This is a genomic window from Brachyspira catarrhinii (genome assembly GCF_005518285.1).
GTDB lineage: Bacteria > Spirochaetota > Brachyspiria > Brachyspirales > Brachyspiraceae > Brachyspira > Brachyspira catarrhinii.
Genome location: NZ_SJDU01000262.1, coordinates 1 through 3,224 on the forward strand (window position 1 = coordinate 1; position 3,224 = coordinate 3,224).

Below are 3,224 nucleotides of genomic sequence, written 5' to 3' on the forward strand. Positions count from 1 at the left end.
GAGAGAGATATATTAAATACTAATATAAAGATAAAAAATAAAAATATTATACTTCGTATATATGAAATTCTTACTTTTTCAAGTAAGGATTTAATTGTAACTTCTCTTTTTAATTTTATAAAACATGTCAATGGATATATTGATAGTAAAAATAATTGGGATGGAAGAACAGTTAATATATATTATAAAGGTAGTAATTTTATTTTATGTTACAATTATTATGTACATAATGAAAAAGGAGAATTTAACGAGAAAACTAAGATAGCTATTAGTCAATTAAGAAATACATTAACTCATATAGATAATGATAGAGATAAAGTTAATGAATATATCAAAGAATATAAAGATGCTATAGAGTTTACTAAAGCTAATTATTCTCAAATACTTGAATGTATGTTCAATGTAATAAAAAAGAAGAATATTTTAACTCGTAACGGTTTAAATGATCTTTATAGATTTTAGAATGTTATGGTTTAAAATAAAAGGGCGGCTGTGTATAACGGCTGTCCTTTTTGTTTATAAATAATATTGTTTTTTATTTTAAATAAAAGTAACTATATAAGGTTTTATTTTATATATAATATGTTATAATAAATAATGCAATTTGGGGAGGTATATAATCAATAATATTATATTTTTATAGGGGCTTAATATGAAATCAAAAGAAGAAAATAATAATCAATTATTAGATTGCAATATTGATTTTGATAAATTATTTGAAATGGATAATAATAAGCAGCCAGAAAACCCATCTAAATCTAGTAGTTTTAAAACAAATTTTAAAAATGTTACCAAAGAAGAATCTGATGAAATTATAGATAAAAATTTTAAAAAGATAAAAAAAATATTAGGTGATGAATGATAATATGAATATTAATAATTTTAATTTCTCTTTTATGTTAGAAGATTTTACTGATATATCAAAATTAACTCCAAATAAAAAGATGAAAATTATATCAAATAATATACAGAGGATTTATGATGTTTGCGGGGCTAAATTTGGGTTAAGTTATACAAGATTATATGAGGCATTAATGAGATATTCTAAAGACATATATGGTGCTAAAAGAATTGACAATATATTGTCAAAATATATAAAAAATAGAAAAGAATTGAATTATGTATCATTTAAAATAAGAAGCAGTTCAGGACTTATGATTGAAAGTAATGAACCACATATTCGTAAAAGATTAGCATATTTAACATACCATTTAGTACACCAAAAACCATTTATATCTAATGAGATCGATAAAAGTAAATTTAAACAAGATAAAGCATATACAACTTTTGTTCTTAACTTTAATGAAATGATAACATTATTTATAGTTTTTAATATTATGGAAGAATTAGAAGTAAAAGTAGGTCTTTATTTAAAAGATAAAGAATATTTTATTCATTGTTTAAATAATAGAAATTTATCACGTTCGTCTTTGGAACTTTTATTTGAATCATTATTAATGAATACAGAATTATATGATGATAGTTCTATAAACTAAATATTAATTAGTTAATTAAATATACTTATAAAAAAGCACAAGTTATAATAACTCTACTATAAAATTTTAGTTTTTTGTTTTGATAAAATCATATGAATAATAAAAGGGTGGCTGTTAATAATGGCTGCCCTTTTATTTTATTGACAGCTATATTTTGAAAGTATATAATATTAAATATATTTTTAGTGGGTATAAATCATGGGGCTAAAATTAGAATTTATAAAATATCGAAAATTTGAAAATATAACTTTTGAATTTAATAAAAACATAAATATAATAGCTGGTGTTAATGGAACATGCAAATCATCATTATTATATGTTATTAGTAATTCATTTAAAAAAATAGATAAAAATTTTGAATATTTAAAAGATAAACAATTCATTACAATAACAAATAAAATTACTAAAGAGATAAACCCTAAATTAGAAAAATTAGCTAGAATTTCAAAATATTATAATGATCCTGCTAAAAACATTAAAGGCGGTCTATATTTTGTAACTTACAGTAATAATTCTAGATTGAAGTTTAGAAGACATAATACAACTAAAACAAGAGAAAAACAAAGACTTAGACTTATTCCTACACATCAAATTAATAAAAAAGAGCATTTGGAATATAAATTTATTATATACCTTGGATTATTTAGGTTATTAGCTTATAGTGAATACGATAATGATAATACAATAGAAAAGATAAAAGTTGATTTACCAGAGAAATATAAAAATTCTATAAAAGAATTATATAAAGAATTCACAAATTTTGATATAGAATATAGATATAATGAATCTGTTTCTAATATAAAAAATAGAGGAGATTTTTCTACAAATATTGATGGTATTGATTCTAATACAATATCTGCTGGAGAAGATAATTTATTTATAATACTTCAAGCTTTAGTATCATTTGAATATTACTATGATAGTTTAGATGAGAATTATAGAAATAATGAAGAATTTGTATCTATATTTTTGATAGATGAATTTGATGCAACACTGCATCCAAATTATCAAAATAAATTATTAGATAAATTATATGAATATTCTAAGAAATATAGAATTAAGGTAATATTTACAACTCATAGTTTGTCATTAATAAAGTATTCTTTGAATAAAAAGGAACAAATAAATATAATTTATCTAAAAGATAAAAATAATAAAGTTGTTAAATCATATAAATCAAATATTTATGAAATAATACAGGATCTTTTTAATATTGGTAGAAATAAAATGTATGAAAATATTAGGATCAATATCTTTACAGAAGATGAAGAAGCTAGAATATTTTTAAATATTTTATTTGATTTTTTTGAGAGAAAATATGGAACTTCTTTTTCTTATATAAGAAGTAAATTTTTTTTATTAAATATAAAAATAGGTTCAGGTAATTTACAAACACTTTTTAGAGAAGAGCATTTTGAAGATGAACAGTATTTAGGCATATGTATACTTGATGGTGATAAAAAAAATAATGAAGATAATATATCTAATTGTATAACTTTTTTACCTGGTAATAAATCACCAGAAAAACTATTTTTTGAATATATTGAAGTAATAATAAATGATTATGAATCATATGATAATATATATAAATTATCATGTGAATATTCATTAGATGATTTAAAAGAAATTTTTAGTTCATATAAAAATACACAATTAAAAATAGAAGAATTAAAATTAAATAATAATTCATCTAAAGGAGTTGAGAGAGAAGATTTTAAAAAACATTTC

Annotated in this window: 4 protein-coding genes; all 4 read left to right on the top strand. The window is 20.4% G+C overall.

Annotation, left to right across the window (positions count from 1 at the left end; translation table 11 throughout):
* Window positions 1–462 (top strand): hypothetical protein (locus EZH24_RS14130; RefSeq protein ID WP_161976128.1); only part of this gene is annotated, 462 nt, incomplete at its 5' end.
* A 190-nt stretch (window positions 463–652) separates the two neighbouring features.
* The gene (locus tag EZH24_RS09045) at window positions 653–862 is read left to right on the top strand and encodes a hypothetical protein (RefSeq protein ID WP_137998835.1); all 210 of its coding nucleotides are present in this window, start codon (window positions 653–655) and stop codon (window positions 860–862) included.
* Between the two features lie 4 nt (window positions 863–866).
* Window positions 867–1,496, top strand: coding sequence for a hypothetical protein (locus EZH24_RS09050; RefSeq protein ID WP_137998836.1), 630 nt, complete (start codon window positions 867–869; stop codon window positions 1,494–1,496).
* A 198-nt stretch (window positions 1,497–1,694) separates the two neighbouring features.
* Window positions 1,695–3,224 (top strand): AAA family ATPase (locus EZH24_RS09055; RefSeq protein ID WP_137998837.1); only part of this gene is annotated, 1,530 nt, incomplete at its 3' end.

Bases quoted from the DNA above. Each gene is read 5' to 3' on its own strand.
- EZH24_RS09045 (WP_137998835.1), top strand. From the start codon at position 653: ATGAAATCAAAAGAAGAAAATAATAATCAATTATTAGATTGCAATATT.
- EZH24_RS09050 (WP_137998836.1), top strand. From the start codon at position 867: ATGAATATTAATAATTTTAATTTCTCTTTTATGTTAGAAGATTTTACT.